The sequence below is a fragment of the Mesorhizobium sp. WSM4822 genome (genome assembly GCF_055811155.1).
Window position 1 is genome coordinate 312,851 of sequence record NZ_JBVVQM010000003.1, and the last position, 25,163, is coordinate 338,013.

The 25,163-nt window shown below is 63.4% G+C and carries 16 protein-coding genes; 9 read left to right on the forward strand and 7 right to left on the reverse strand.

Annotation, left to right across the window (positions count from 1 at the left end):
• The first annotated feature begins 9 nt into the window (after window positions 1-9).
• Entirely contained in the window at window positions 10-1,044 is a 1,035-nt protein-coding gene (locus AC0L3E_RS09570) for an aldo/keto reductase (RefSeq protein WP_128307913.1), read from the forward strand.
• 242 nt (window positions 1,045-1,286) lie between these two features.
• Here AC0L3E_RS09570 and AC0L3E_RS09575 read toward each other — a convergent pair whose 3' ends face one another.
• Window positions 1,287-1,559 carry an usg protein gene (locus AC0L3E_RS09575; protein WP_013529022.1) on the reverse strand — a complete coding sequence of 91 codons (273 nt, stop codon included), beginning with the start codon at window positions 1,557-1,559 and terminating at the stop codon, window positions 1,287-1,289.
• Between the two features lie 302 nt (window positions 1,560-1,861).
• On the opposite strand from AC0L3E_RS09575, the gene acs reads away from it, so the two are divergent.
• Together acs and AC0L3E_RS09585 are read left to right on the forward strand one after the other, a co-directional pair.
• Entirely contained in the window at window positions 1,862-3,817 is a 1,956-nt protein-coding gene (gene acs, locus AC0L3E_RS09580; RefSeq protein WP_128307914.1) for an acetate--CoA ligase, read from the forward strand.
• Entirely contained in the window at window positions 3,817-4,560 is a 744-nt protein-coding gene (locus AC0L3E_RS09585) for an MOSC domain-containing protein (RefSeq protein ID WP_128307915.1), read from the forward strand. Before acs ends, AC0L3E_RS09585 begins: the two co-directional genes overlap by 1 nt.
• Window position 4,561: 1 nt before the next feature.
• On the opposite strand, the gene AC0L3E_RS09590 is transcribed toward AC0L3E_RS09585, so the two are convergent.
• The 3 genes from AC0L3E_RS09590 to AC0L3E_RS09600 all read right to left on the reverse strand — a co-directional run bounded on the left by AC0L3E_RS09590 (window position 4,562) and on the right by AC0L3E_RS09600 (window position 8,870).
• Window positions 4,562-5,830: an SAM-dependent methyltransferase gene (locus AC0L3E_RS09590; RefSeq protein ID WP_128307916.1), complete on the reverse strand. Its 1,269-nt coding sequence runs from the start codon at window positions 5,828-5,830 to the stop codon at window positions 4,562-4,564.
• A 354-nt stretch (window positions 5,831-6,184) separates the two neighbouring features.
• Window positions 6,185-7,660 (reverse strand): TadE/TadG family type IV pilus assembly protein, encoded by a 1,476-nt coding sequence (locus tag AC0L3E_RS09595; protein ID WP_128307917.1) that lies wholly within the window; start codon window positions 7,658-7,660, stop codon window positions 6,185-6,187.
• 340 nt (window positions 7,661-8,000) lie between these two features.
• Complete coding sequence (locus tag AC0L3E_RS09600; RefSeq protein ID WP_127269220.1) at window positions 8,001-8,870, reverse strand: transglutaminase-like domain-containing protein; 870 nt, start codon at window positions 8,868-8,870, stop codon at window positions 8,001-8,003.
• 171 nt (window positions 8,871-9,041) lie between these two features.
• Between AC0L3E_RS09600 and AC0L3E_RS09605 the strand changes: the two genes are divergently transcribed.
• Window positions 9,042-9,707 carry an HAD-IA family hydrolase gene (locus AC0L3E_RS09605; protein ID WP_127301864.1) on the forward strand — a complete coding sequence of 222 codons (666 nt, stop codon included), beginning with the start codon at window positions 9,042-9,044 and terminating at the stop codon, window positions 9,705-9,707.
• A 7-nt stretch (window positions 9,708-9,714) separates the two neighbouring features.
• On the opposite strand, the gene AC0L3E_RS09610 is transcribed toward AC0L3E_RS09605, so the two are convergent.
• The gene (locus tag AC0L3E_RS09610; RefSeq protein WP_473604672.1) at window positions 9,715-9,936 is read right to left on the reverse strand and encodes a DUF1674 domain-containing protein; all 222 of its coding nucleotides are present in this window, start codon (window positions 9,934-9,936) and stop codon (window positions 9,715-9,717) included.
• A 119-nt stretch (window positions 9,937-10,055) separates the two neighbouring features.
• Between AC0L3E_RS09610 and htpX the strand changes: the two genes are divergently transcribed.
• The 4 genes from htpX to purH all read left to right on the forward strand — a co-directional run bounded on the left by htpX (window position 10,056) and on the right by purH (window position 16,241).
• Window positions 10,056-11,072, forward strand: coding sequence for a zinc metalloprotease HtpX (htpX, locus tag AC0L3E_RS09615; protein WP_256748050.1), 1,017 nt, complete (start codon window positions 10,056-10,058; stop codon window positions 11,070-11,072).
• Complete coding sequence (locus AC0L3E_RS09620; RefSeq protein ID WP_473604673.1) at window positions 11,030-12,457, forward strand: RsmB/NOP family class I SAM-dependent RNA methyltransferase; 1,428 nt, start codon at window positions 11,030-11,032, stop codon at window positions 12,455-12,457. Before htpX ends, AC0L3E_RS09620 begins: the two co-directional genes overlap by 43 nt.
• Window positions 12,458-12,605: 148 nt before the next feature.
• Entirely contained in the window at window positions 12,606-14,330 is a 1,725-nt protein-coding gene (locus AC0L3E_RS09625) for a heparinase II/III family protein (RefSeq protein ID WP_127328630.1), read from the forward strand.
• Between the two features lie 294 nt (window positions 14,331-14,624).
• Window positions 14,625-16,241, forward strand: a complete 1,617-nt coding sequence (purH, locus tag AC0L3E_RS09630; protein ID WP_127273763.1) for a bifunctional phosphoribosylaminoimidazolecarboxamide formyltransferase/IMP cyclohydrolase — start codon at window positions 14,625-14,627, stop codon at window positions 16,239-16,241.
• A 169-nt stretch (window positions 16,242-16,410) separates the two neighbouring features.
• Here purH and AC0L3E_RS09635 read toward each other — a convergent pair whose 3' ends face one another.
• Window positions 16,411-17,787 carry an MFS transporter gene (locus AC0L3E_RS09635; RefSeq protein WP_473604674.1) on the reverse strand — a complete coding sequence of 459 codons (1,377 nt, stop codon included), beginning with the start codon at window positions 17,785-17,787 and terminating at the stop codon, window positions 16,411-16,413.
• Window positions 17,788-18,142: 355 nt separating this feature from the next.
• Here AC0L3E_RS09635 and AC0L3E_RS09640 point away from each other — a divergent pair, with 355 nt between their 5' ends.
• Window positions 18,143-20,287 (forward strand): TonB-dependent siderophore receptor, encoded by a 2,145-nt coding sequence (locus tag AC0L3E_RS09640; RefSeq protein WP_473604675.1) that lies wholly within the window; start codon window positions 18,143-18,145, stop codon window positions 20,285-20,287.
• Between the two features lie 84 nt (window positions 20,288-20,371).
• Here AC0L3E_RS09640 and AC0L3E_RS09645 read toward each other — a convergent pair whose 3' ends face one another.
• The gene (locus tag AC0L3E_RS09645; RefSeq protein ID WP_473604676.1) at window positions 20,372-25,162 is read right to left on the reverse strand and encodes an NAD-glutamate dehydrogenase; all 4,791 of its coding nucleotides are present in this window, start codon (window positions 25,160-25,162) and stop codon (window positions 20,372-20,374) included.
• Window position 25,163 lies beyond the last annotated feature (1 nt).

Below are 25,163 nucleotides of genomic sequence, written 5' to 3' on the forward strand. Positions count from 1 at the left end.
AGTAAAAAGATGGACTACCGACGTCTCGGTGCATCGGGCCTGAAAGTGCCCGCACTCTCATTCGGCGCGGGAACCTTTGGCGGTTCCGGCCCGCTGTTCGGCGCCTGGGGCAACAGCGACGCCAGGGAAGCGCGGCGGCTGATCGACATTTGCCTGGAGGCCGGCGTCAATCTGTTCGACACCGCCGACGTCTATTCGAACGGCGCCTCGGAAGAGGTGCTTGGCGAAGCGATAAAAGGCCGCCGCGATGCCGTTCTGATATCGACCAAGACCGCGCTGCCGATGGGCGACGGACCCGCTGACTATGGCTCTTCCCGGTCGCGGTTGATCAAGTCGGTGGACGCCGCGCTGAAGCGCCTCGGCACTGACTATATCGACCTGTTGCAGCTGCACGCTTTCGATGCCGGGACGCCGATCGAGGAGGTCTTGTCGACGCTGGACGAACTCGTGCGCGCCGGCAAGCTGCGCTATGTCGGCGTCTCCAATTTCTCCGGCTGGCAAGTGATGAAGTCGCTGGCGCAAGCCGACAAGCACGGTTATCCGCGCTATGTCGCGCACCAGGTCTACTACTCGCTGGTCGGCCGCGACTACGAATGGGAGCTGATGCCGCTCGGCCTCGACCAGGGCGTCGGCGCGCTCGTGTGGAGCCCGCTCGGCTGGGGCCGCCTGACCGGCAAGATCCGCCGTGGCCAGCCCTTGCCGGAACAGAGCCGGCTGCACGACACAGCTGATTTCGGCCCGCCGGTCGAGGACGAGCATCTCTACCGGGTGATGGATGCGCTCGATGCGGTGGCGCAGGAGACCGGCAAAACCGTGCCGCAGATCGCCATCAACTGGCTGCTGCAGCGCCCGACCGTGTCGTCGGTCATCATTGGCGCCCGCAACGAGGAACAGCTTCGCCAGAACCTCGGCGCCGTCGGCTGGACCTTGACGCCGGAGCAGATCGGGAAACTCGACGCCGCAAGCGAAGTCACCGCGCCCTACCCGTACTTCCCGTATCGGCGGCAGGAAGGCTTTGCTCGACTGAGCCCGCCGGCGGTGTGAGCGCATCGGGTCGTCATGGCGCAAGGTTCGCGGGCCAGCGCCCCCCTCTGGCCTGCCGGCCATCTCCCCCTCAAGGGGGGAGATCGGATGTCGCGGCGACTTTCGCCAATCTCAGGCGTAACAAGGGGCGGCGTTGTCGGCGGAGCTGCCAATCTCCCCACTTGAGGGGGAGATGTCCGGCAGGACAGAGGGGGGCGTCGTAGAACGCCGACCTCAAGAAGCCGTTGCTGCGAAACTCGCCCCTAATGCAGCACGAACTCCCCATCCACCTTGCGCCACTCATTCGGCGCGATCAGCTTCTGGTGGGTGTAGCTGATCGAATGCAGCGGCCCGTCCAGCTTGGCCTTCCAGAATTCGATGAACTTGATCAGCACCGGAAACTTCGGCGCCAGATCGTAGTCCTGCCAGATGAAGCTCTGCAGCAGATGCGGGTGATCGGGAAAGTGATAAAGAATCTTGGCCGTGGTCAAGCCATAGCCTTTGAGCATCAGGTCCATTTCGGCATGGTCGCGCATTACGGTCCCCAGGTTGATTCGCCTGTCCTCCCATGGCTGATTGTGCGCGCCGCTGATTAATCGTCTATTGATTTTTTCTTCATCTGAACCGGCTTTAGCATGCGAAAACATGCAGTTAGCAGCGCACTTGGCCGAGTGCTGACAGCCTCGGGGAAGCCCCCTGCGGCATCCCGCCGCGCGAATCCAACGTCTAATGTTGCCGTAACGGCGGAACTGGTAATAATGCCGCCGAATTCGCGGCCCTGTCGCCGCGATCCCGCCGGCATTTCAAGCCGGCGATTGGTTCGGGAGGAAAGTCAGGAATGTCCGAGGTTCATGTCCATCGCGTCCAGCCGGCGTGGAAGAAAAACGCGCTGATCGACAATGACACCTACCTGAAATGGTATGCCGACAGCGTCAAGAACCCGGACAGATTCTGGGGCAAGCACGGCAAGCGCATCGACTGGTTCAAGCCCTACAGCAAGGTCAAGAACACCTCTTTCGACGGCAAGGTCTCGATCAAATGGTTCGAGGACGGACTGACCAACGTTTCCTACAACTGCATCGACCGGCACCTGAAGAAGCGCGGCAACCAGACCGCCATCATCTGGGAAGGCGACAATCCCTACGATGACAAGAAGGTCACCTATAACGAGCTCTACGAGCATGTCTGCCGGCTCGCCAATGTGATGAAGAAACACGGCGTCAAGAAAGGCGACCGCGTCACCATCTACATGCCGATGATCCCGGAAGCCGCCTATGCGATGCTGGCCTGCACGCGTATCGGCGCCGTCCATTCGATCGTCTTCGGCGGTTTCTCGCCGGATGCGCTGGCCGGCCGCATCGACGACTGCAAGTCGACCTTCGTCATCACGGCTGATGAAGGCCTGCGCGGCGGCAAGCCCATCCCTTTGAAGGAAAACACCGACAAGGCGATCGAGATCGCCGCGAAAGCCGGGACGAAAGTCGAAAAGGTGGTGGTCGTGCGCCGCACCGGCGGCAAGACCGGCTGGGTTTCAGGCCGCGACGTCTGGTACCACGACGAGGTCGCGACGGTGAAAGCCGAATGCAAGCCCGAGAAGATGAAGGCCGAGGACCCGCTGTTCATCCTCTACACATCGGGTTCGACCGGCAAGCCGAAGGGCGTGCTGCACACCACCGCCGGCTATCTCGTCTACGTCTCGATGACCCACCAATATGTCTTCGATTACCATGACGGCGACATCTACTGGTGCACCGCCGATGTCGGCTGGGTCACCGGCCACAGCTACATCGTCTACGGCCCGCTCGCCAACGGCGCCACCACGCTGATGTTCGAAGGCGTGCCGAATTATCCGTCGCAGTCGCGCTTCTGGGAAGTCATCGACAAGCACAAGGTCAACATCTTCTACACCGCGCCGACGGCGCTGCGCGCGCTGATGGGCGCCGGCGACGCGCATGTCGCCAAGACATCGCGCAAGTCGCTGCGCGTACTGGGTTCGGTCGGCGAGCCGATCAATCCGGAAGCCTGGGAGTGGTATTTCAACATCGTCGGCAACGGCAAGGTGCCGATCGTCGACACCTGGTGGCAGACCGAGACCGGCGGCATCCTGATCACACCGCTGCCCGGCGCCACCGACCTCAAGGCAGGATCGGCAACGCGACCCTTCTTCGGCGTCAAGCCGCAGCTGGTCGATGGCGAGGGCAAGGTGCTGGAAGGGGCGGCCGACGGCAATCTGTGCATCACCGATTCCTGGCCGGGCCAGATGCGCACCGTCTATGGCGACCACGACCGCTTCGTGCAGACCTATTTTTCGACCTATAAGGGCAAGTATTTCACCGGTGACGGCTGCCGCCGTGACGCCGACGGCTATTACTGGATCACCGGCCGCGTCGACGACGTCATCAACGTCTCCGGCCATCGCATGGGCACGGCCGAGGTCGAATCCGCACTGGTCAGCCACGACAAGGTTTCGGAAGCCGCCGTCGTCGGCTATCCGCACGACATCAAGGGACAGGGCATCTACTGCTACGTCACGCTGATGGCCGGCGAGCAGCCGAGCGAGGAGCTGCGCAAGGAGCTGGTCGCCCATGTCCGCAAGGAGATCGGCGCCATCGCTTCGCCCGACAAGCTCCAGTTCGCGCCCGGCCTGCCGAAGACGCGTTCCGGCAAGATCATGCGCCGCATCCTGCGTAAGATTGCCGAGGACGATTTTTCAGCGCTCGGCGATACCTCGACGCTCGCCGATCCGGCCGTCGTCGATGATTTGGTCGCCAACCGGCAAAACAAGAAGAGCTGATGCAGGCAGCGCTTGGCACTGTCAGTGAGCTTTGGCGCTATCCGGCGAGTTCGCTTGCCGGCGAGCGCCGGGAGACAATCTCGGTCGACATCGAGAGCATTAAGGGCGACCGCATGTTCGGCCTTGTCGACGCGTCCGACAATGAGATCGCGCGACCGGACCGCGACCCGAAATGGCACAAGGTGCCGCGCATCCGCACCCGGCTGTCGCCTGCCCTGGAACTCGAGATTGCCGTTCCCGATAGCGACTGGCTGGCTGCGCCAAGTATCGAGAGCGACCGCGCGGTATCGGCCTATCTCGGCTTCGAGGCCTCGATCCGGCCGTTTCGTCGCGAGAATGCCGCGCCTGGTTATTCCGGCCCGCTGACGGCGGAGCGTTATCGCAAGGCGCCGATCCATCTGTTGACCACCGCCTCGCTGGCACGCCTGAAGGCGTTGCATCCAGAGGGCGCCACCGACCCACGCCGCTTCCGCCCCAACATCGTCGTCGACATGGCGGCCATCGAAGGCTCGTTTCCCGAAACGGAATGGATCGGCCGCAAGCTTGCCATCGGCGACCTCCTGCTGACCATCTCGGAACCCTGCCGCCGCTGCGGTTTCACCATCATCGCCCAGGATGGCTTCGACCACGATCCGGCGATCCTGCGCAACCTGGTCCGCCATAACGCCCACAATCTCGGGGTCTATTGCACGGTCGACCGGCCGGCGCGCATCGAAACCGGCGACGCGATGCGCTTCCTGTAAGCTATCGATACAGATCCGCCCGCGTCGGCGGCAGGCCGCTTGGACCACGCGCGCGCTTGGTCACGACGGTCTGGAAAATCTGCGCCGAGGCGCGTTCGAAGGTGATCGAACAGCCCGTCAGGTAAAGCAGCCATAGCCGTGCCTTGGCTTCGCCCACCTCGGCGATTGCCTCGTCGAACCTTTCGTGCAGCCGCTCCGCCCACAGTCTGCAGGTGCGGGCATAGTGCTCGCGCAGGTTCTCGACATCGTAGACGAGAAAACCATGCGCCTCGAGATTGCCTGTTGTCATGCCGATCGTGTCGAGTTCGCCGCCGGGGAAAATGTATTTGAGCAGCGCCTTGTACTCCGGCCCCTTGCGCAGGGTCTTCTTCATGTCGCCCTTGCTGCGCCGGGTGATGGCGTGGTGCAGATAGATGCCGCCCGGCTTCAGCAGGCGATGAATGGTCTTGAAATAGGTGGCGTGGTTGGCGAGCCCGAGATGTTCGAACATGCCGATCGACGAGATCTTGTCGAACGAGCCGGTGAGTTCGGCATAGGATTTGATCTCGATGGTGATGCGGTCCTCCAGCCCTTCGGCGCGGATGCGTTCGCGGGCAAGATCGGTCTGCGCCTGCGACAGCGAGACACCGTGGCCGATAACACCATAGTTCTTCGCGGCATGGATGAGCATCGCTCCCCAGCCACAGCCGATGTCGAGGAGTCGTTCGCCAGGCTTCAGCCGGAGCTTGCGACAGATATGGTCGAGCTTGTCGATCTGCGCCTGGTCGATGCCATTGGCGAAATCCTTGAAGTATCCGCAGCTGTAGACCATGCGCTCGTCGAGGAAGAGCCGGTAGAAGGCGTTCGAAATGTCGTAGTGATGCAGGATCGCCTCCTGGCTCGAACCGCTGACATAGGGATTGCGCCCCGACAGATCGGTCCGCGCCGTCATCTGCTTGCGCGCCAAAAGCACGGAAGGCAGGTCGCGCAGGATCGCCATTTTCGGCAGCGATTTGAGCTTGGTTCTGAGCTTGCCTTGCGATGGCAGGGCGTAGAAGTCGAAAATCGTCCCGTCTTCGATATTGATCGTCTTGGAAATCCACATCTCGATCAGCGTCGACAAGGACGGTCGCTTCACCACCTGCCAGACGATGTCCTGGTCGTTGATGGTGAGCACCGGACCCGTGGCGGGGCCGATCCGCTCTCCGGTCCATAGCCTGACGGCAAACCCCGGTTTCAATGTTTCGATCACCGTTCGAACGATGCGAGCGGCCTTTTCGGCTGCCTCCATGCGATTCCTCCGAATGCTGGCCCAGGCAGAAGTTTGCCCGGCCGGCCTGGCAATCGCAAGCGGCTCGCACCAAGCCCCCCGTTGGCTAATTTCAGACCTGCACCTTGTCTTTTGCTGCAATGCACCCCATCATCAGTATGTGTTCAACAAATCGAAAGGAGGTGATCCGATGTCGAGTGATTTCGTTTTCCAGAACGTGGCCTCAGCGGATTGCACTTTCGGGAAGCAGTCTTCCCGTTAAGGCGCGAAATGCGCGGCGGGTGACCCGATAGGTCGCCGCCAAGGCCGCGCCACGGACGGAAACACGGAAGGCCGCCGGCTTCGAAAGAAGCGGCGGCCTTTTCCGTTTGCGGACTACTGGGTCAATGCGACCTTTTCGGTGTTGCGAATGATTTCCTGAAAGGCGTCGTCCAATTCGGCTCCGGTGGACACGTCGAAGAAATGCCTCTTGGCGGCGGAGGTATCCTTCGACGAACAGTCCTTCAGCACCGCCTTTGCCTGGTCCCGCTCGGTTGCCGACATGTCCTTGTCGTCCAGATCGAAGCCAATGGTGAAAATCTCGATGCCATCATTTTTCATGTTTTCGCACAGCGTTTCGGCGTTGCCGCGCGCAAGGTTGCCCTGGCTGTTGTACCTGTCCCCAGCCCCGGCGAAGGCGGTATTGAACTGGCCATCGGTCATCAGGATCGCGACCTTGGCGATCTTCTTCGGATCGGCATCCGAGGCGCCTTTGCCGAGACCGGCGTTCCTGATTGCAGTGCGCCATTGCGGCGACAGCATATAATAGGTCCACTGAATGGCGATCGCGCCGGCCGTGTAGCCATCGGACTGGAAGTCCTCGATCGATTCAAGCAATGCATCGGAGTCGGCGGTCAGCGGGATCACCTCCGCACCAGGGCACCTGTTCATACCTCCGCCGAGATGATCGTCCCGGTTGACCAGGGCATAGTATTTCTTGCCGTTCCTGTCGGTGCGAACAGTGTCTGGGCCGTCGGCGCTCATATCCGCGTTGCCGTTCTTGTCCTTGCGCTCGGTGGCGCAATTGTCCGGGCGTGGCATCGCCGCGCCGACAATGGAGATGTAGTCGCTGAAGGACGGCAGCAGATTTTTGCCCGTCTTGGCGACGAGAAGCGGACTGCCGGCGACGGGTGGGAGCTCAGAGCTGCCTTGCTTCTCGGCATAGATGTTTTCCGCCAGCTTGCCGGCGTTGACGCCAGATGCATAAGGCACAATCGCGACGCGGATGCGGGGGTTCTGCGGATCCTGCTTCTGCAGCATCGTCAGAACAGCATTTTTTGCAGCAGCTTTCAGATCGCCGATCTTGTCGACCTTGCCGCGCTTCACCATCGATTTCGTTACGTCGAGCATCATCGCCACTTCGACGGTCTTGTCCGAATAGAGCGCCGTTGTGGAAGCGGTGACGCGTTTCATGTCGCCCGTGCCGAAAATCGGAAAGTACAGCGCGACATCGACATGGGCGTCGGCCTGAACCGTCTTGGCAGTCCTGTCGACGATCAACCTGTCGAGCACGATCTGGTCGGCCTGCAGAATGCCTGCTTGGCTGTTGGCGTCGAGAAAGGCCTGCACCGATGTGTCGGCATCGGCTTCGTTGGTGGCGCCGGTCGTCAGGTCGCGTGCCGTCGACGTGACCGCGGCATCGACCACGCTCTGGAGGCTCGATCTGGCATTGTAGAGCTGCGATACGTTGACCGAGAAGCCCGCTGCCAGCGCCAAGACCGAGGCGCTAAGGCCGAACAGGACCGCGAAATTTCCACCGCGATCCCTGGCGAAGCCGCCGACCGCGTGAACAAGACCCCCGTAATTCCGCATCCTACAGCCTCCACTCGCCTCGGCCTCGTCGCCGCGCAAAGGGCAATGCAGGATTCCCGCCGGATGACGCCTTGGCCTGGCGGAGAGCTCGCCTTCCAACAGCAAGCCGTTGTTTTTGTTGAGTTTTGGAACCCACAAAGGTGAACGGTTGGTAAACGGGAACGCGCCGTGGCGCTCGCGTTTACCGGCCGCTTACCATGATCTGGCCCAAGGCATCGCGACGCCATCGACGGCGTCCTGTTGCGGCACAAGCTCACTGTGCCGAAGCGGACCATGTGTCCCGAAAGTTGCGCCTGGAAAGAACCTCGCTGCCACCCTGTCGCATCGGCAGGCGTCGCGATTACGCCAGCATCTGTGCGCTGACGGTCCTGTCGATGCCGTGGTAGGGCGGGTTGAACAGATTGCCTTCCTGTTCATAGGTCCACACCTTGAACAGGCTGAGCCGGTGGGGGCCGAAACTGTGCAGCAGCGGCACGTCGGTGGCGTCGCGGCCGCGGGCGATGACGATACGGCCGATTCTGGGCGTGTTGTGGCGAGGATCGAACGTGTACCATTTGCCGTCGAGGAACACTTCCAGCCACGCCGAGAAGTCCATCGGCGCCGGATCGGCTGGCACGCCGATATCGCCGAGATAGCCGTTCACGTAGCGTGCCGGAATATTCATGCAGCGGCAAAGCGTGATCGCCAGATGGGCGAAGTCGCGGCAGACCCCGACGCGCTCCTCATGCGCCTGAGCCGCGGTGCGGGTCGAGCGCGCATAGCCATAGCCGAACGACAGCCGGTTGTGGACATAGTCGACGATCGCCTGCACGCGCGCCCAGCCGGACGGGATGTCACCGAAGAGCTGCCAGGCTAGGCTGCTCAGATGATCCGTCTCGCAATAGCGGCTGCCCAGGAGATAACCGAGAACTTCGTCGGGCAGATCCGCCACCGGCACTTCCCTGGCCAGGGTGTTTACCTCGTCCGTCTCGCCGCTGTCCTCTACGACCGCGTCGTACAGGATGCGAAAACCACCGGCGGGCGCTGTGAAGCGCCGGCAGGCATTGCCATGCAGATCGTGGTACAGTCTTGTCGGCACCGCGGGCGAGGTCAGCACCCGCGTCTGCCGCTTGATGTCGCCCTGCCTGTCCCGATGGATCTCGAGCACTGAAATCACCGGCGTGGCGGCTACGCATTCGATGGCGATTTCGTAGCCGAGCCGGATCAGCACCGTTGGTCCCCCTTCGATCGTTGTTGTGAGAAGCAGTCCTTCCCAAACGCCCGGAGGATATCGTGGTTCCCTGGGCCGATCGAAAAGCACGCCCCCGTGTCTTCCCCTGCCGCAGTCGAGACGTTAGGTTCGGCCACCCGACCAAGCGCCTCCCCGGACTCAAGGAAAATCATGTATTCAGGCAGAAAATTCGCGGCCTTCCTCTTCGACATGGACGGCACGCTCATCAATTCCATCGCCTCGGCGGAACGGGTGTGGAGCAATTGGGCTCTCCGCCAGGGGCTCGACGTCGCCGCCTTCCTGCCGACGATCCATGGCGTGCGCGCGATCGAGACCATCACCGGCCTGGCACTGCCGGGCGTCGACCCGGCATACGAGGCTGATCTGCTGCTGAAGGCCGAGGCGGCCGATCTCGATGGCATTATCCAGATCTCAGGCGCCGTGGCATTTCTCGATTCGCTGCCGCCCGAACGCTGGGCAATCGTCACCTCCGCCCCACGTGAGCTGGCGCTGTTGCGCATGAAGGCCGCCGGCATCCCCGTCCCGGCCATCATCGTCGCGGCGGAAGATGTCTCCCGCGGCAAGCCGGCGCCCGATTGCTTCCGGCTTGGCGCGGAACGGCTCGGCTTCGACGCGCGCGATTGCCTCGTCTTCGAGGATGCTCCAGCTGGCATCGCGGCAGCCGAAGCGGCGGGCGCCGCGGTCATGGTCATCAGCGCCACGCACAAGCACCCCTTGCCAACGCAACATGCCGCGATCGCAGGCTACGACATGGTCGGCATCACCGTCGACGAGCGTGGCTGGATCGCGCTCGAGCCGCAGCGCAACGCCGCCTAGGCGGCATCTAGAAATCGCTGGTGAGGCCCTTTACCTCCCAGTCGCCGTAGCGCCCTGGCTCCTTGCCGCCGCGGCCGCCGATCTCCTTCGGCAGCGCGGCCTCCTTTTCGCAGTAGTCTTCCCGCCGCGCTGCGGCCTCGGCCAACGCACGGCGTGCGGCCGGCGTTAGCTCTCTCTGCGATGCCGCTTCGGCAGAAGCGGCGCCTGTTTTACTGATTTCGTCGGTCATGCGATAATCTCGGCAGATTGAGCCCAGTCAATTGAAACAGGAACTGGCGTTTCCCATCATATAGCCATGAACCCACGACGATCGACCCCTTTTCGGTGCCATTTCGACAGGAGCAGACGATGAACACCATCCGCACCGCCATGCTTCTTGCCGCGATGACGGCGCTGTTCATGGGCGTCGGCTTTTTGATCGGCGGCACCGGCGGCATGATGATCGCCTTCCTGTTCGCGGCCGGCACCAATCTGTTCAGCTACTGGAATGCCGACAAGATGGTGCTGTCGATGAACCGTGCCGTCGAGGTCGACGAAAGGAACGCGCCCGAATATTACGCCATCGTCCAGGCAATGGCCAAACAGGCCGGCCTGCCGATGCCGAAGACCTATCTGATCGACAACCCGCAGCCGAACGCCTTTGCCACCGGCCGCAACCCGCAGAACGCGGCGGTTGCTGCCTCCACCGGCCTGTTACAAGCGCTGACGCCTGAAGAGGTCGCAGCCGTCATGGCGCACGAGCTCGCCCATGTGCAGCACCGCGACACGCTCACCATGACGATCGTCGCCACCTTTGCCGGTGCCATCTCGATGCTCGGCAATTTCGCCTTCTTTTTCAGTGGCAATCGCGACAACAATCCGTTCGGCTTTGTCGGCGTGCTGGCGGCGATGATCGTAGCGCCCTTTGCCGCGATGGTCGTGCAGATGGCGGTCAGCCGCACCCGCGAATACGAGGCCGACCGGCGTGGCGCTGAAATCTGTGGACACCCGCTCTGGCTGGCATCGGCGCTTGACAAGATCGCCCGCGGCGCCGAACGCATCCGCAACCCCGATGCCGAGCGCAATCCCGCGACCGCGCATCTCTTCATCATCAATCCCCTTCACGGCGAGCGCATGGACAGCCTGTTCTCCACCCACCCCGCCACTGAGAACCGCATCGCAGCCTTGCAGGCGATGGCGCAGCAGATGCAAGGCGAAGCCCAGGCCGCCCCGCGCCAGGCATCGACGCCACGGCAGGCAGATCAACCGCGGCCATCCGGCCCGTGGGGCGAGGCAGCGCAGCCCGAGCAGCCGGCGGAGCCCGCCAAGCCCAAATCCAACCCATGGGGTCGCAATCCGACCGGGCCCAAGGGCCGGTGGTCGTGAGCGTGGCGGACAGAGGACCACGACGCACGGTTTCAGGTGATCAGGAACACAGGGACGGCGGGGACTTCGTTGCCGGCCTCGCCGCACGCAAGGCAGCGGCGCGCCTGCTTGCCGCCGTCATCGACGCCAGGACCCCGCTTGATGGGCTGACCGATCACGAAAACGGCCACCCGCAATACAAGGCGCTCGACTTGCGCGATCGCGGCCTGGTCCGCGCCATCCTGGTCACCGCGCTGCGCTACCGCATGACCATATCGGGGCTGCTGGCGCGGCGCCTGGAAAAACCGCTGCCGCCCAACGCCACCGCTTTGTCGCACATATTGCATGTGGCCGCAGCCCAGATCCTGTTCCTCGATATTCCCGACAGCGCCGCCGTCGACATTGCGGTGACCCATGCCAAATCCGATCCGCGCACGGTGCGCTTCTCCGGCCTCGTCAATGGTGTGCTGCGCACACTGGCACGTGCCAAGGAAACAGAATTGCCTGCCGCCCTTGCCGCCACCGACGAAGCGCCAAAGTGGTTTTCCGATCGGCTGAAGACCACCTACGGCAACGAGAAGGCCGGACAGATCCTCGAAGCGCATCGCGTTGAGGCGCCGGTCGACTTCTCGGTCAAGGCCGATCCCGGTCTTTGGGCCGAAAAACTTGGCGGTATCGTCCTGCCGACAGGCACGGTGCGAGTCGAGAATCTTGTCGGTCCCGTCACTGAATTGCCTGGCTTTGCCGAGGGCGCCTGGTGGGTCCAGGACGCCGCGGCCAGCCTGCCCGCCCGGCTGTTCGGCGATGTCGCGGGATTGCGGGTTGCCGATCTCTGCGCCGCGCCCGGCGGCAAGACCGCGCAGCTGATCGTTGCCGGCGCGAAGGTCACCGCCGTCGACACCTCGAAAAACCGGCTCGTGCGGCTGACGCAGAATCTCGACCGTCTTGGCCTGTCCGCCGAAATCGTTCAGGCCGACCTGCTCAAATACGAGCCGAAGGACTTGTTCGACGCCGTGCTCCTCGACGCGCCCTGCTCATCGACCGGCACGGTGCGGCGGCATCCAGACGTGCCATGGACCAAGATTTCGGCCGATGTCGAAAAACTGGCCGACCTGCAACGCAGGCTGCTCGCCCGCGCCGTCACGCTGGTGAAGCCCGGCGGCAGGATCGTCTTTTCCAACTGTTCGCTCGATCCGCTCGAAGGCGAGGATCTCTATCGCGCCTTTCTGGCCGGCACGCCTGAAGTCACCAACGATCCGTTGCGGCAAGGCGAGATCGCCGGCATCGATCCGTTCCTGACGCCGCAAGGCACGCTGCGCACCACGCCCGCTGACCTGGAGCTCGGCGCGCCGGAACGCTCGGGCCTCGATGGTTTCTTCGCCGCTCGCATGCGGCGAGCCGGCTAGCGATTGAATTGCCCGGATTTACTGACTGTTAGGGGTAGGATCGGGGGCAAAGCCAGGTGAACCGGCGTGGGGTCGTGGAATTCGCCTTCGCACGAATCGTGCAATCATGTAGACTCGGCGCCGGGGTAGAGGACGATCAGGAGGGGTTTTGGCACTTGCTGCCAGCAGCACGACGCGTCTGTGGACGCTTGTCGCGAAGGAGTTCTGGCGCAAAACGCGCCGGCGCCTGCGCGCCGGGCCTATCTATCGCTGGCGCTATTCCGGCCGCACGCCGGAACGTGTGCTGATCGCGCCGCCGGACCTGCGCCTCGCCGACCCGCAGATCGCACTCGAGATCTATTACGGCCGCTATCCCCTGTCGGGGCATCTCGTCGAGACCGGCGGCAAGTCGCCTTTCCAGATCAGCGTGCCCAATCACGGCTGGCAGAAGACGCTGCACGGCTTTCGCTGGCTGCGCCATATGCGCGCCGCCGGCACCGAGCTTGCCGCCGCCAATGCCCGCGCCCTGGTCTCCGACTGGATCACCATGCATGGCAGCCATATTTCCGGCATCGCCTGGGAGCCCGGCACGACGGCCAAGCGCATCATCGCCTGGCTGCAGCACTCCTCGGTCGTATTGCAGGGCGCCGAGTTCCCTTTCTACCGCGCCTTCCTGAAGTCGGTTGCCATCCAGATCCGCTATCTCAGGTCGATGGCGCGCGAAATGCCCGACGGCAAGGACAGGCTGCGGGCCCGCATCGCGCTCGCCTTCGCTGCCTTGTCCCTGCCGGCGCCGGCATCGGCCCTGCGTGGCGCGACCCGCAATCTTGCCGAGGAACTCGATCGCCAGATCCTCGCCGATGGCGGGCACATTTCGCGCAATCCGATGGTCGTCCTGGAAATCCTCGCCGACCTTCTGCCGCTGCGCCAGACCTATGCCAACCAGGCGGAAACGCCGCCGCAGGCGCTGATCGGCGCCATCGACCGCATGCTGCCGGCGCTGCGCTTCTTTCGCCATCAGGATGGCAGCCTCGCCCGCTTCAACGGCATGGGCGCCACCATCCACGACCGCATCGCCACCATTCTGCGCCACGACGACACCGCTGGCGCGCCGCTGCTGCATGCGCCGCATTCCGGCTATGAGCGCCTGTCGATGGGCGGCACCACAGTCATCGCCGACACCGGCCCGCCGCCGCCGGTCGATGTGTCCAACGCCGCACACGCCAGCTGCCTTGCCTTCGAACTGTCGTCCGGCCGCCAGCACTACATCGTCAATGCCGGCATCGACACCTATGGCGCGGCTGAATTCCGGCCGCTGGCGCGCGCCACCGCCGCGCACTCGACCGCCACCATCAACGACACCTCGTCGGCGCGCTTCAGCCATTCACTGCGCGTCAACGACCTGCTCGGTTCCCCGCTGATCGGCGGCCCGCAGCATGTGCAGTGCAAGCGCACCGACCAGAAGGGCATTCAGGGTTTCATCGCCCGCCATGACGGCTATGTCCCGCGCTTCGGCTTCCTGCATGAGCGCGAGCTGAAACTGTCGTCGAACGGCAACGTGCTGGCCGGCCGCGACCGCTTCCAGCGGCCCGGCAATGCCGCGATCCGCAACAATGGCCGCGACTTCGTCACTGTCCGTTTCCACGTTCACCCCGACGTCAACCTTTTGCAGGACGAGCATGACCGCCTAGTGCTGGCCGCCGATCAGGCCGACACCTGGGTGTTCACAGCAGCCGAAGTGGTGCCGGAAGTCGAGGAATCGATCTATTTCGCCGGCCTTGGCGGCCCGCGCCGCAGCCGCCAGATCGTGCTTGCCTTCAAGGCCTCGGAAATCGCCGAAGTCCACTGGCAGCTGACGCGCACCAGCATCGCCGGTCATCCGGAAAACAACTGATCCTCCTGGCAGGGCTTCCAACGCAGGTTAACAGAAGGCCTGAGGACAACCAGTTCGGCGGCATCGGCAGCTTTCGTCGGCAGCGATAGGAATTTTTTCTTGACTCGGTGACCTCAGCTATGGTACAAATTCGCCCATGGTGCTGATTTGCGCCAGTGACCCGCCACACAGGCGGGTTTTTCGTTTTAATACGGATTCGTTGCCTTGCCCCACCTGACCGCCGGTTTGATTTCCGGACGGCATGTGCTACGGGCGCGGGCATCCATCACACCAGTCGTGAAAGGCTGCCAGCCCATGGCCGTCGCCGCCAAGAACATTCCCGCACCAGACCTTGTTCCCGTGCGTCGCGCCCTGCTCTCCGTTTTCGACAAGACCGGCCTCATCGATTTCGCCAAAGCGCTGGCAGCCGCAGGCGTAGAGCTGGTCTCGACCGGCGGCACGGCAAAGGCGATCGCTGACGCGGGCCTTCCGGTGCGCGACGTCTCCGAGCTCACCGGTTTCCCCGAGATCATGGACGGCCGCGTCAAGACCTTGCATCCTGGGGTGCATGGCGCGCTGCTTGGCGTGCGCGACGATCCGGAGCATTCCGCGGCAATGCGCAAATACGGCATCGAGCCGATTGATCTCGTCGTCTCCAATCTCTATCCGTTCGAGGAGGTCCGCCGCTCCGGCGCCGACTACGCGTCGATCGTCGAAAACATCGACATTGGCGGGCCGGCGATGATCCGCGCCTCGGCCAAGAACCACGCCTATGTCGCCATCGTCACCGACCCCGGCGATTACGCCTCGGTGCTGAATGCGCTGGAGATGAACATCGGCTCGCTTTCGCTGGATTTCCGCAAGAAGCTGGCGGCCAAGGCCTTTGCCCGCACCGCCAGCTATGACGCGGCGATCTCCGGCTGGTTCGCCGAGGCGCTCGAGATCGAACATCCGACATGGCGCGCCTTTGGCGGCAGGTTGGTCGAGGTGATGCGCTATGGCGAGAACCCGCATCAGAGCGCCGGCTTCTACGTCAACGGCGACAAGCGCCCGGGCGTCGCCACGGCGCGCCAGCTGCAGGGCAAGCAGCTATCCTACAACAACATCAACGACACCGACGCCGCCTTCGAACTGGTCGGCGAGTTCGACCCCGACCTTTCCGCCGCCGTCGCCATCATCAAGCACGCCAATCCGTGCGGCGTTGCCGAAGGCGACTCGCTGAAAGCCGCCTACGCCAAGGCGCTGGCCTGCGACCCGGTCTCGGCCTTCGGCGGCATCATCGCCGTCAACCGCACCCTCGACGCCGAGGCGGCGGAAGAGATCGTAAAAACCTTCACCGAGGTGATCATCGCGCCCGGCGCCACCGACGAGGCAGCGGCCATCGTGGCGGCGAAAAAGAATTTGCGCCTGCTGGTCACCGGTGGGCTGCCGGACCCGCGCACGCCGGGTACGACGGTCAAATCCGTCGCCGGCGGCCTGCTCATCCAGGGCCGGGACAACGCCGTCGTCGACGACCTCGAACTGAAAGTGGTGACCAAGCGGGCGCCGACGCCGGCCGAAATGGCCGACCTGAAATTCGCCTTCCGCATCGCCAAGCACGTCAAGTCCAACGCCATCGTCTATGTCAGGGACGGCGCCACCGTCGGCATCGGCGCCGGCCAGATGAGCCGGGTCGATTCCTCACGCATCGCCGCCCGCAAGGCACTCGACGCCGCCGAGGCCGCCGGCCTCGCCGAACCGCTGACCAAGGGCTCGGTCGTCGCCTCCGACGCCTTCTTCCCCTTCGCCGATGGCTTGCTGTCGGCAATCGCCGCCGGCGCCACCGCCGTCATCCAGCCGGGCGGTTCGATGAACGACAAGGACGTCATCGCCGCTGCCGACGAGCACGGCATCGCCATGGTGTTTACGGGGATCAGGCATTTCCGGCATTGACGCACTTCTTCCTTCTCCCCTTGCGGGAGAAGGTGGATCGGCGCGTAGCGCCGAGACGGTTGAGGGGTGTCCAGCGAAGTGAGACGTTGGTGTTCCCTGGAACACCCCTCATCCGACCTCGCTTCGCGAGGCCACCTTCTCCCACAGGGAGAGAAGGAAAGAGGCGCTCCTATCCCACCGGCCGGTCCGCCGGATAGGGCGTCTTGACCAGGATCGCCATGCCGATGCCCAGGAACAGCACGATCACCGCCATGCCGAGCCGCGCCGAGCCGCTGGCCAGGGTGACCGACGCGACCATGAACGGCGCCAGGAAACTGGTCGCCCGCCCGGCCAGCGCATAAATGCCGAAATAGCGGCCGGATTCTGCCGCCGTGACGCTGCGCGCCATGTAGGATCGCGACGACGCCTGCACCGGCCCGAAAGCCACGCCGATCAACAGGCCAAAGAAGATGTAGGCTTTTTCCGCTGCCGTGCCGAACAGGCCGCCGCTGTCCGGCCCAGGCATCATCCAGAGGCCAAACAACGTGTAGCCCGGCCCGGTCGAGACGATGCCGATCGTGGCGATGCTGAGCAGGACCAGCGAGATCATGACGATGGTTTTTGAGCCAAGCGCCGTATCGAGACGGGCTGCAACCAGGCAGCCGAAGATGGCGACGACGTTGAGAATGATGCCGAAAATACCGATCTCGGTGATCGACCAGTGGAACATCGCAGCGGCGAAAGTGCCACCCAACGCCAGCAGCGCGTTGACGCCGTCCTGATAGATCATGCGGGCGACCAGGAAGCGGAAGATACCGCTGCGCTTACGCACCTCACCCAGTGTCACTTTCAGCTCCGCCAACCCCTCTCGGACAGCCGGACCGATCGGCAGGCCCTTGATGGCGTCGGGGGTGAAAAAGAACATCGGCAGGATGAACAGGAAGTACCAGCCGGCTGACAAAGGCCCGGTTGCGCGTGCGTCCTCGCCGAGCTTCGGGTCGAGCCCGAAGAGCGGGTCGATGCCGATGATCGTCTTGCCGGTCTCAGGCGAACCGGCCAGGCAGGCGACGACGAAGACCAGCACGATCATGCCGCCGAGATAACCAAGGCCCCAGGCCATGTTGGAAACCCGGCCGATCTCGCTCTTCGGCACCAGGCGCGGCATCATCGAATCGTTGAACACGGTCGAAAACTCCGCCGCCACCGACGCCAGCGAAAAGAACAGCACGACCAGGAAAAGGTTCGAACCGGGGGCCGCGAACCAAAGCATGCAAAGGCAGGTGATCTTGACCGCGGCAAAGAATGCGATCCACGGCTTGCGCGGTCCGGTCTGGTCGGCGATCGAGCCGAGGATCGGCGACAGCACTGCAATGACAAGGCCGGCCGCGGCAATGCCGTAGCCCCAGGCCGCCTGCCCGGTTTCCGGATCGCTCGCCATCCGCGACACGAAGTAAGGCCCGAAGATGAAGGTGGTGACGACGGTGAAGAACGGCTGCGCCGCCCAGTCGAACAACATCCATCCCCAGATGCCGCGCCCGGACGCACGCTGCACTGTCTCTACCGTCATGATGATCCCCCGGCACCGGTTCCGTGTCGGGCGCCATGTCTGCATGTTTCATGCGCTCATGCAATGAACGAAGCTTGGTGCCGTCCCTTGCCCCTGCCGGGGCGTTCGTTGTTCGAAAACCCAGCAATTGGCTTTCGTCCGCGACGCGCGACCAAGCCCTATTTTTCCTCGTGGGGGAAGTCGGACCGAAGGTCAGGCGCCGTCCTCCACCCCCTGCTTCGCAGCGATTGCCGCCGGCGCGAATTTCTTGATTATTTAAGTTGACTCTTTTTATCCAGTTTGACTAATTGCGCTCGCGCAGGGCCGGAAAGTCGCCGGTCGAACGGCTCGATATTGGTCTGACAGGGAATAAGAGATGACGATTGGTCGACAGGCATTGTCGCGCACTCAGGCAAGGCGATTGATTGCGAGCAGTGCCTTGATAGCGGCATCTTTTGGAGTGGTGGGGGCCGGCCGGGCCCAGGTGGTTTCGCCGGACGATGCAACTCAACTGGAAACCATCGTCGTCACCGGCAAGTCGGACCGCCTTGTCGGGCCCGATCAAACGATCGTCGCCGAGGATACGGCGACCGGCACCAAGACCGACACGCCCATCGTCGACCTTCCCGCCTCGGTTTCAGTTGTTACCCAGAAGGAACTGGAGGCACGCCATGTCGAAAGCCTCCAGCAGGCCGTGGCCTACACATCCAGCGTCCTCACCGACGAGTTCGGCAACGATGACCGATACGACTATATTCGTATCCGCGGTTTCGACCAGACATCGCTCGGCACTTATCGCGATGGTCTCACGGCGCGCATCCCCGCCTGGTTCACGGCCAGCCGTCTCGAGCCTTACGGACTTCAGCGCGTGGAGGTCCTGAAGGGATCGACATCGACGCTTTTTGGTCTCAACGGTCCTGGCGGACTGGTCAATGCCATCACCAAGCGGCCGCTGGACCAGAAGCAGGGGGAGATTTACACGTCCTATGGCGACGGTACCAAGGAGGTTGGCGTTGATTTTGGCGGGCCAATCGACCCCGATGGCGTGTGGACCTATCGGCTCACCGGGCTGGCCAAGGATGGCGATCAAGGATGGGATTATTCCAACGACGATCGGCTTTACATCGCGCCCGCGTTGACCATCAAGCCCGAGGAAGGAACGTCGCTCACCATCCTGACTGACTATTACAAGCGAGATGGCACAGGCGCACGCGGCACCCCGGCTGGCGGCAATATCGACATCGGCACATTCCTGGGCGAGCCGGATTTCAACCGCTTCAACACCGAGCAGGTCGATCTCGGCTACCAGTTCGAGCACGAGTTCAACGAGAACCTCACCTTCCGCTCCAATGCCCGCTACACGCATTTGAGCCTCGACTACGCCGAGGTCTACGGCGCGTCGCTTGACCCCACGGCGGACCGCACGGCATTTTCCGTCGATGGCCTGTCCAACCGCTATGCCTTCGACAATCAGTTGCAATACGATACGGGCTGGGACGGGATCGGCAGCAAGACGCTTGTCGGCGTCGACTACGCCAACGACAACACCCGTGAAAACATCCTCTTCGGCACCGCCGGTCCCATCGACATCGACAATCCGGCCTATTGCGGTCTGTCCTGCATCAATCTCGGCCCCTACGTGAACTGGCGGGTCAAGCAACAGGCGGTCGGTGTCTATGCCCAGGAGCAATTGACGTTTGACGACCGCTGGATCGTCACCCTGGGCGGGCGCTGGGACCGCGTGCATACGACGGCGGACTATCCCGACTCGGGAACGCAGGACGACGACACGGCGTCCGCCTTCACCAAGCGCGCCGGCCTGACCTACAAATTCACTCCGAACCTCGCGGTCTACGCCAACTATTCGGAAAGCTTCCAGCCGCTCGTGGCGCCAAGCGCCAACGGATATGCGGTCTTGGGTTCGCTGAAGCCTCAAGAGGGCAGGCAGTATGAGGCAGGTATCAAGTACAAGCCCGACGGCTTCGACGGCCTGTTCACGGCCGCGGTCTTCGACCTTACCCAAACCAATGTTCCGACCTATGTCACGCCTGTTGTCCAGCAGCAGATCGGCAAGGTTGGCGTCCGCGGCATCGAACTCGAGGGCAAGGCCGCCATTGCGGAAAACCTGAACCTGACGCTTGCCTATTCCTACTGGGATGCCGAGATCCTGGAAGACGGTATTGGAGGAAATGCCGGCAATCGGCCGCAGCGTGTCCCTCGTCACCTGGCTTCGGCCTGGGTTGATTATACGCTACCCGAGGAGGGACGGCGTGGCGACCTGACCATCGGCGGAGGCGTGCGCTATATCGGACAAACCTACGGGGATGACGCGAACACGACTTCGATTGGCGGCTACGCACTGGTGGATGCGGCGATCAGCTACAAGATGACCAAGGACGTGACGTTGGCCCTGAACGCAACGAACCTGTTCGACCGGAAGTATTTGACAACCAGCTATTACGGAACCGAATTTTACGGCGACCGGCTGAAGATCGTCGGCACGCTCAAACATTCCTGGTGAGCTTGTTGAACGCCGGTTTCGAAGCGGATGGCATTCGAAAAGAGCCACACGCATCCGGTGATGCGTGTGGTGATCATCGGCGGTTCACATCCCCGTCAGATCGCTCATCAGCCCCGACGCCACCGACAGCCGCGACACGGTGATGTCGCCGCCCTCGGTCAGCGCCTGCAGCCGCTCGCGGATGCGCGCCACCCGCTCGCCACCGGCGTCCAGCCAGGCCGCCACCGGATCGGCCGTCTTGGCGTGGCCGGTGAGTGCCGCCACCGCGATGCCGCGCCGTGCCGCGCCGATCGTGTCGGTGGCGCGCGACAGTGCAAGCTGATCATAGTAGTCCGAAGGCGTGATCGAGCGTGCGGCGTCCTCGACACGCGGGATGCGGAAGGCATCGCTGACGGCGAAGAACGCCTTGGCCGCGGCGACGATATCGGCGCCGGCGGTGCGCGCCGTCAGCGCGATGTCGGGGATAAGTTCCGCAACCTCGCTGAGCGCCAGTTGCCCGGCCAGCCCTTCCGGCGCGCCGCTCTTGAACAGCCCGTGCCGCTTCTCCTCGATGCGCTCGCGCGAGAAAGCCGGCAGCAGCGAAACGAGCTTGGGTTCCAGCGCCTTGCGTGCTTCCTGCAGTTCGGCGATGCGCTGGCCGAGGGGTGCCGTGCCGGCATCGTTCTTCAGATACCAGCCGCTGGTCACATAAATCAGCCGGCTGACCATCTGATAGAGATCGAGTTGCACCTGGCCGTCGATCTGGTTGTCGAGCGCATCGATCTCGCGATAGAGCGCCGGCAGCGCAAAACCGTCGCGCACCAAGGCGAAGGTCCGCACCACGTCGGCGGCGGTGCGCCCCGTGGCTTCCTGCAGCCGGTTGACGAAGGATGGGCCGCCGCGATTGACCAGATCGTTGGCGACGACCCGCGTGATGATCTCGCGGCGCAGCCGGTGGCCATGGACCTCAGTGGCGTATTTCTTCGCCATCCGGTCGGGAAAATAGCCCATCAGATCGCGATCGAAATGCGCGTCATCAGGCACGTCGCTGGCGACGATGTCGGAAAACAGCACGATCTTGGCATAGGCGAGCAGCACGCCAAGTTCGGCCCTGGTCAGCGGTTCGCCACGCGCCTCGCGCTCGGCAAGCCATGCTGGGGACGGCAGCGTCTCCACAGTGCGGTCAAGCAGGCCGCGCGCCTCCAGCGCCGTCATGAAACGGCTCTGATGCGCGATGTCGGCGAGGCCGCGCTTGCGGGCGATCGAAAGCGCCAGCGTCTGCTGGTAGTTGTTGGACAGCACCAGCGAGCCGACCTCGTCGGTCATCTCGGCGAGCAGCTTGTTGCGTGCCGGGCGCGTCAACGACCCCTTGCGCATGGCGGACGCCAGCGCGATCTTGATGTTGACCTCGACGTCGGAACAGTTGACGCCGCCCGAATTGTCGATGGCATCGGAATTGCAGCGGCCGCCATTCAGGCCGAACTCGATGCGCGCCCGCTGCGTGAGGCCGAGATTGGCGCCCTCGCCGATCACTTTCGCCCGGACATCGAGCGCGGTGATGCGAATGGCATCGTTGGCGCGGTCGCCGACCTCGGCATTGGTCTCTGTCGATGATCGCAAATAGGTGCCGATGCCGCCGAACCACAGGAGATCGACCGGTGCCTTGAGGATGGCGGTCATGATCTCGACCGGCGTGGCGGTGGTCTTTGCCAGGCCGATCGCCGCCGCGGCCGCTGCCGGCAAGGTGATCGATTTCTGGTTGCGCGAGACGATGATGCCGCCTTCCGACAGTTTCGTCTTGTCGTAGTCCTGCCAGCTCGAACGCGGCAGCGCGAACATGCGCTCGCGCTCGGCCATCGAGGCTGCCATGTCGGGATCGGGGTCGATAAAGATGTCGCGATGGTCGAAGGCGGCGATCAGCCGGGTTTTCGGCGACAAAAGCATGCCGTTGCCGAACACGTCGCCCGACATGTCGCCAACCCCGACGACGCTGAAGGACGAGGTCTGGATATCGCGGTTGATCTCGCGGAAATGCCGCTTGACCGCTTCCCAGGCGCCCTTGGCGGTGATGCCCATCTTCTTGTGGTCATAGCCGGCCGAGCCGCCGCTGGCGAAGGCGTCGTCGAGCCAGAAGCCGTGCTTCTCCGAGATCGCGTTGGCGGTGTCGGAGAAGGTCGCCGTGCCCTTGTCGGCGGCAACGACGAAATACGGATCGTCCGGGTCGCGTCTGATGACGCCGGCCGGCGGGATGACACCGTCGAGACCGATATTGTCGGTGATCGACAGCAGGCTGGAGACGAAATTCTTGTAGGCCGAGGTGCCGGCCTCGAAGATCGCGTCGCGACCGGCGCTCATCGGCAGCTTCTTCGGATAGAAGCCGCCCTTGGCGCCAACCGGCACGATGACGGCATTCTTGACCTGCTGTGCCTTGACCAGGCCGAGCACCTCGGTGCGGTAGTCCTGGGCGCGGTCGGACCAGCGCAGGCCGCCGCGCGCCACCGGACCGAAGCGCAGATGCAGGCCTTCGACCTCGGAACCGTAGACGAAGATCTCTCGCCACGGCCGCGGCGCCGGCAAACCCTCGACCGCGTGCGAATCGAGTTTGATCGCCAGCGACTGGCCTTTCTCTTTCGTATCGGAAACGAAATGATTGGTGCGCAGCGAGGCTTCGATCAGATTGAGATAGCGCCGGATGATGGTGTCGTCATCGATGTTCGGCACATCCTCCAGCGCGTCCTTGATCTTGGCCTTGAGGTGCTTTGCGGCCACCACGCCTTCGGTCTCGGCTGTCGGGCCAAGCCGGGCGATGAACAGCGCATGCAGGCCCCGCGCTATGTCGGGATAGCGATTGAGCGCGGCGGCGATGAAATCCTGGCTTTGCGGGATGCCGACCTGCTGCAGATAGCGGCCATAGGCGCGCAGGATCGTGATCTCGCCTGACCACAAGCCGGCGGTCTGGGCAAGGCCGTTATAGCCGTCATTGTCGACATCGCCTCGCCAGACAGAGAGGAAAGCGTCCTCGAACAGCGCGCCGCCATCAGTCAGGTCGATCGGCTTGCCGTAGCTGTTCTCCAACTCCATGTCATGGATGAAGACCAGGCCGGATTGTTCGTCGCCGACCTCGAAGGTGCGCTCGCTGATGACGCGGAAGCCGATGTTTTCCAGCACCGGCACCCGCCGCGACAGCGCCACCGGGCTGCCATGGTGATAGATTTTCAGCGCCGCCTGATGCGGTTTCTGCTCGGCATGACGATAATAATCGATGGCGATCGGATTGCCGGCGCTGATCTTGGCAATGCGCCTGGCATCGGCCAGCGCCACCGCCGCGCTGAACGAATCGCGGTAGCTTTCCGGCAGCCGCGCGGCAATCGCCTTCAAAGCCTGGTCGCCGCCACTGGCCTCGGCCGCATCGGAAAGGGCGTCCTCCCAGGTACGCACGATGTCGCGGATCGCCGCCTCTATCGTCGCTTGCTCGACCTTCGGCGTCTTGCCGCCGGAACGGCCGATGATGAAGTGCACGCGCGCCAGCCCGCCCTCGGGGAAGGCCGGGTAATAGGCCGACAGCCGGCCTTCGAATACGGTCTTCAGATACGAGCCGATCTTCTCGCGCACCACGCTGTCGTAACGGTCGCGCGGCACGAAGACGAGGATCGAGACGAAACGGTCGAACTGGTCGGCGCGCACCAGCGCCCGCACGCGTGGCCGCTCGACTAGGCCCAGAATGGCAGCGGCGTGCTTCCTCAGGACCGGCACCGGCACCTGGAACAATTCGTCGCGCGGATAGCTTTCCAGCACGTTGATCAGCGCCTTGCCGGAGTGATCGTGCCGGTCGAAGCCGGACTTGGCGATGATGGTTTCGGCCTTGGACCTGAGATACGGGATCTTCATCACCGAGCGCGTGTAGGCGGTCGAGGTGAACAGACCGACGATGCGCAATTCGCCCGCGAGCGTGCCCTTGGCGGTGTAGGTCTTGACGCCGATATAGTCGAGATAGATGCGGCGGTGCACGGAAGACTTGGCATTGGCCTTGGTGACGATCAGCGGCTCCGGCCCATGCAGGAAGGCGCGGATCTCCGGCGTCGTCGTCACCGCTTCGGTGCCGCGCCTGAGCACCAGCACGTCGGGGTCGGACAGGATGCCGAGGCCGGGCTTTTCAGCGCGCTCCAGCGTACCGCTTTCTTCGCCGCCGGTGTATTTGAACTCGCGCATGCCAAGGAAGGTGAAATTGTCGTCGCGCAGCCACTCCAGGAAGGCGAGGGCCTCGGCAACGCTCTTCTTGTCGAGCGGCACGGCCGTATAGCGGAATTCCGAGATCGCCTGATCGAGGCGGGCCAGCATCGGCCTCCAGTCGTGAACGGCGGCATGAACCTGGCCAAGGATCTTGCGCAGCCGCTCGCTCAATCCGCTCGCCTGCTCGGATGTCAGCCGCGGGATGTGGACATGGATGACGCTAAGCCGGTCGTGGCTGCCATCGTCCTTGGCGAAATTGCCGTCGCCGAGGATTTCTTCCACGCCGCCCTTGCCGTGGCGCACCACGATAACCGGATGGGTGACCAGGGTCGGTTCGCCCGATGTCTCGGTGATCTCGCCGAGGATGGAATCGAACAGGAACGGCATGTTGTCGTTGACGACTGTGACAACCGTCATCGGGCGGCCGTCTCGCACAACGCCCGAATCGGCATCGACGGCGACGACGCACTCGCCTTTCCTGTGAGTGGCGACTGCCTGGCCGGCGAGATCGGCAGCCCGCTCCAGGTCGGCCACATCGTAGGGAGCTATGTCTTCAGCTGGCGCGCGGGCGAGCAGATAGTCTGCAAGCCTGGCCGGCCTTTCCTCCGCTTTAATCGCTGCCGTGGCTTTTTTCTTCGGCTTGCTCGCGGATTTCACGCTGGCCATG